Source organism: Microbacterium sp. GXF6406 (genome assembly GCF_054798215.1).
This window is the reverse complement of the sequence record NZ_JBSJZH010000041.1, coordinates 1-4606: the sequence shown is the minus strand read 5'-3', so window position 1 is coordinate 4606 and position 4606 is coordinate 1. Positions and strand designations below refer to the sequence as shown.

General features: G+C 58.2%; 3 protein-coding genes. All 3 read right to left on the bottom strand.

From position 1 onward, the window contains the following. Positions 1-197: 197 nt before the first annotated feature. Genes ACWAUG_RS13380 through ACWAUG_RS13370 form a run of 3 tightly spaced genes read right to left on the bottom strand, consistent with a single transcriptional unit; the run spans position 198 to position 3051 of the window. Complete coding sequence (locus ACWAUG_RS13380) at positions 198-1295, bottom strand: ABC transporter permease (RefSeq protein WP_460802801.1); 1098 nt, start codon at positions 1293-1295, stop codon at positions 198-200. Further along, positions 1292-1963 (bottom strand): ABC transporter ATP-binding protein, encoded by a 672-nt coding sequence (locus ACWAUG_RS13375; protein WP_460802800.1) that lies wholly within the window; start codon positions 1961-1963, stop codon positions 1292-1294. The genes ACWAUG_RS13380 and ACWAUG_RS13375 overlap by 4 nt, the downstream gene beginning before the upstream one ends. A gap of 2 nt (positions 1964-1965) precedes the next feature. Continuing rightward, positions 1966-3051 carry a peptidoglycan-binding protein gene (locus ACWAUG_RS13370; RefSeq protein ID WP_460802803.1) on the bottom strand — a complete coding sequence of 362 codons (1086 nt, stop codon included), beginning with the start codon at positions 3049-3051 and terminating at the stop codon, positions 1966-1968. Positions 3052-4606: the final 1555 nt, after the last annotated feature.

Here is a 4606-nt window from a genome sequence, read left to right as displayed (position 1 = left end):
GCGACAACTACAGGCTCCGCATGCTCCTCGCCGCCGGCGGCCTCACCCCATGACCCCACCGAATGTCCGAAGAGCCCTCAAAGGGCCCGTCACACCAACGTAGGTGCGGCACGAGTCTGTGCCTTCAAGCGCATCATGCGGCATTCACGATTCGACCGTGAACTTGTGGGATCTACCGACGCGGCGGCCACGATTCCCTATGGCACGCGAAGTTCACGAATAGGTTCGCGGCGGCTGGCGATAAGCGCCGGAATGAGTGCGGCGATGAGGGTAGCGGTGAGAGTGAGAACAGCGAGGGCAACGATGAAGTCGGCGCTGGGCAAGGGGTCGTCGGTGCTAATAAGGATGATGATGGCTGTGGTCATCCCGAGCAGAATGCCGACCGTAGTTAGGGCTGCAGTCTGCGCGAGGAGGAGTGTGACAATAAGGCTTCGTGTGGCGCCGAGTGCTCGGCGGCGCCCGAAATCTTTACGGCGCATCATGACAAGCCCGTATAGCAGAATCGCGAGAAGCGCGCCGGTAAGGGCAATGATCACGATCACGAGGTTCCGAGAGAATCCACCGAGTTGACCTTGGATAACGCTACGCAATTGCGCGAGTGCTTCGCTGGTTTGCACAGTAACCTTGGTTGGGTCGTCGGCACCGAGCACAGACATCACAGCAGCGCTGACTGGCGCGACGAGGTCAGGGCGTTCAGCAACGACGACAAGCAGATCGACGCGCTCTGTTCCAGTTGCCATGGGCTGGGGAATAAGGACGAGTGGTTCGAACTTGGCCAGGTATTCGGGGGTAATGATTTGGCCCGCAACAGCGTAGCTCGCCCCCGTGGTGAGAGTGATCGAACCGGCGATGTCTGGGAGCCCAAGCAGGTCAAGCGATGCCGCAGACGCATAAGCTAGGCCACCGGGCACAGGCGACTGAGCGGGTACGTCGAGGTGGTCAAAATTGTCACTGTATGCATAGCGGACGGGCACGCGCGTGCCCTCCACCACAGAGCTGTTTGTTGCGTCGATGGCAGATGAGAACGCACCAGCCCATTCGATGCCAGTGATGTCGCGGATACGGTCGAGCACAGCACTGTTGACACCAGCACCGTCTTCCGCACGAATGGTGATGGAGCGAGTCCCTGCAGAATCGATCGACCCAAGGACCTGTTCCTCAGCGCCCACGGTACGCCCGGTAGTTAGCATGACCGCCAGGATCATCCCAATTACCGTCAGGATTGTGACCACCGATGCGACCGGCTGTGACCGCGCTGCCACGACCGCCTCGCGTATTATCTGACCAAGAATCATAGGCGGACCTCTCGATCACATATTGCAGCGACATCAGGTGCGTGCGTGACAACGATAACGGCAGCGCCGGATCGGGCGTGCTCACGGAGCGTGTTGACCACGAGCGTGCTCGTGGTCGGATCTAGATTGCCGGTCGGTTCGTCGGCGAGTAGGACCCTTGGCCGGTTTAGCAGTGCGCGAGACAGGGCGATCCGCTGGGCCTGCCCACCCGAAACCTGACCGGGCTTACGATGCGGGGGGACCTTAACACCGAGCTGATCGAGCAGTTCCAATGCGCGTGCTTTATTCCGTGGTTCTCCTCTATACAGTGCTGTCTCGGTAACGTTGTCAAGGACGGTCCGTGTCGTGTCTAGCGCCGCATCCTGGAACACAAAACCGAACTGCTCGGCCCGTAGCCGAGCACGTGTCGCGTCACGTAGCGTTGATACCGGAATCCCATCAACAAGAACCTCTCCAATCGTGGGTCGTAACATCAACCCGAGTAGATACAGCACTGTCGACTTTCCACGCCCTGATGGACCAGTCAGCGCTGTCATTGATCCGGACGGGAACCCCGCTGACCAGCCATCCAACACTGGTGTTCCAGGCACGTACTCGAACACCAGTTCACGTGCTTCTAGAACGAAATCAGTGTCCGCGTCCGACGGGGGGCAATCGACGATCGGCATCATCATCCTGCCTGTCCGTCTTCTTTCGCGGGTACCCGAACGTGTGTACCTCGGTCGACTCCCTCTATGACCGACATTCCGCGCGCCGATGCGATCACCACGACCGGGATACGTCGGCTTTCTTCATCAACTACGGCGATCTGCCCGTCCGCAGTAGTGATCAATGCTGCCGACGGCACGACCAAGCCAATCACTTCGTCTGTTGTGATGATCCGAGATGGCAATAGCGTCTGCTGTCCTACAGGAATCTCTGCACATGCTTCTGCACAGATCACTGCACCCTCTGCGCCCATCAGGGTTAGCGCCAGCGTCTGCGTCTCCGCGTCACGCACCTGTTCGGCTGTGAATCCTTCCCACACAGCACCATTCGGGCTCGTAATTTCCACCCGCGAACCAGTCGGTATCATCGCCGCCTGCGCATCCGTAACCGGAACCGTGAAGATCGGCACTGTCGACAGTCCCAGCACTACTGGTTCTCCACCGCCAAGCGATGCGCCGCGGAAGACCACTTTGCTGTCTAGCGCCACGCGAGTTGGGATGGTCGGAACGAAGACCACATCGCTAGCTTCGACAATGCCGCTTTGATCCAGGTCTAACGACTTCTGCCACGCTTTGATCGCGGCTACCGTGCCGGACCCTGCCTCGCCGTCTATTGCGTTGTTGTAGAACCCAAGGTCGGCAAGCATCTGTTGGAGTTGCTCGACGTCAGGTCCCGTCGTCCCCTCCCCGATCGAGCGGAATGCTGGTACTGCACCCTCGGCGACCACGACCGGACGCAAATCTACCGAATACAGCACAGAGCCCTGTCGTACCTCGGCACCAGCCGAGGTCTCGATGCTCGTCACCACGCCTTCGGCACGATTGTCACCCACAGGGGCAAGCTTCCACTCAGCGACAGCGCTCAGGGACATCTCTGAACCTACCGCCCCGTCGGCGACGGCAACATATGTATACGGGAGCGGCTCCGACGGGTCTTCGGCCGGACGTAATGCGGTTAACGCCGCCCATACAGTCCCGGCCCCCAGCGCAAGCGCCGCGACCACTGCAACCACAGTGATAGCCGGCTTACGAGCTACGTTGAGTGTCATCACACGTGTCATCATCACACGTACATGGATCGGTGATGGGGACCGGTGCAGGTCCCCATTGCTCCACGGGCGGATTATTACCGAACTGGTTCCGCTGAGTGTCTGCTTGGGATACCTTGTGAATCATTCGACTCACGTAAAAGGGGACAAGATGAAGAAAAAGACCGGTTTCATCACAGCTGGCTTACTCTGTGGCGTGCTGGCAATCCTGCCAGCGACAGCAGCGAATGCCTTCTCGTCAATCACCGGTAACTCCTGGTCGTGCTCATCATCGGGGACAGCACCATATGACACCTTCCAGTCACACGCGAAGGGCACGGCGATCCATCAGTGGCGGAAGGGTACCGGATACGCATGGTCCGAGGCAAGGTGGTCGAATGGCTCCACCTACAAGTGGCGCACCACCTACCCGACCACATCGACTATTCAGTACGATGTTTACACCGTAAATGGTGATGTAGATGGAGCGCCCGCTTGGTGCCGTTCATAGCCTCCCATTACTCAGAAATCCACACGAATGAAACGTAAAGTTCGTGCGGTCCTCCCGCTAGCTACATTGCTCGTAATCGGTTCAATCTGTGGGTGCAGCTCTGGTGCATCAACAGAGAAACCGTTTTCTGCCGATCCGACCGGGTCGGCGGTAAGCGATGACTATTTGGAAAAATCGTCAGTTGAGTTGGCGACGCAGCTTGGCATCGATAACCCTCCCTCAGTTGAGGTAGTCCGAGTGATCGATCTTAATGATTGGGCGGATACGTTAGTTGCGTGTCTCAACACGGCAGGGTATAGCGTCACGAAGACACCTGACGGCGAGGGGGTCGATTTCAGTGCCGTCTCCGACGAAAGTCTCGCAAAGTCGTTCAGACTCGCTCAGTATGTATGCGAAATGAGCTATCCGGTTGCCCAGAAGTACATGGAGCCCTTGACAGAAGATCAGCTGGAGTCTCTTTACAAGTACCGGTCAGATGAACTGATCGATTGTCTCGAGGCCAACGGCGCTAGCGTCGTTGTAACCCCACCCAGCTGGGAGGTCTTCCTTGAGACGGGAGGGGCATGGTCCCCTTACGAAGAGGTTCGGCCTGATCCAGCAACGTATGCCACGCTTGAGAAGAACTGCCCTCAGACCCCGGAAAGCCTGTACTAGGGCATGGTGGTCGAGCTCATCTGCCAGTCGGAGGAACCGGCAGGTGAGCTCGACCACACCTGGGCGAGATTGAGATTGCACGCGAAATCGCGTTGCAGAGATCAGCTGACAAAGGGACTCCATCAACGGCCGCTCCGAAGCTCAGCGAGCGGATCTCAACAGCATGGTCTCCAATGACAGCTTCCACCGACGATCACCGGGTATACAGACGCAGAGTAATTTCCGGCAGATCGGCGTTCGAATCCAGCAGACTGCACTTCCTGCCTCATGTGATGCCGATCGAACGCCCTCGGTGAGGTTCGATCTTTGCTGCAGAACGCCAGCTCTCTAAAGGGGCTCATCGCAATCGAGGGTGTAGGTGGGGTCTGAATCCTCCGGCTTCGAGTAGCGATCTGGCAACATAGTTCGTCA

Bases quoted from the DNA above. Each gene is read 5' to 3' on its own strand.
- ACWAUG_RS13380 (WP_460802801.1), bottom strand. From the start codon at position 1,295: ATGATTCTTGGTCAGATAATACGCGAGGCGGTCGTGGCAGCGCGGTCA.
- ACWAUG_RS13375 (WP_460802800.1), bottom strand. From the start codon at position 1,963: ATGCCGATCGTCGATTGCCCCCCGTCGGACGCGGACACTGATTTCGTT.
- ACWAUG_RS13370 (WP_460802803.1), bottom strand. From the start codon at position 3,051: ATGACACTCAACGTAGCTCGTAAGCCGGCTATCACTGTGGTTGCAGTG.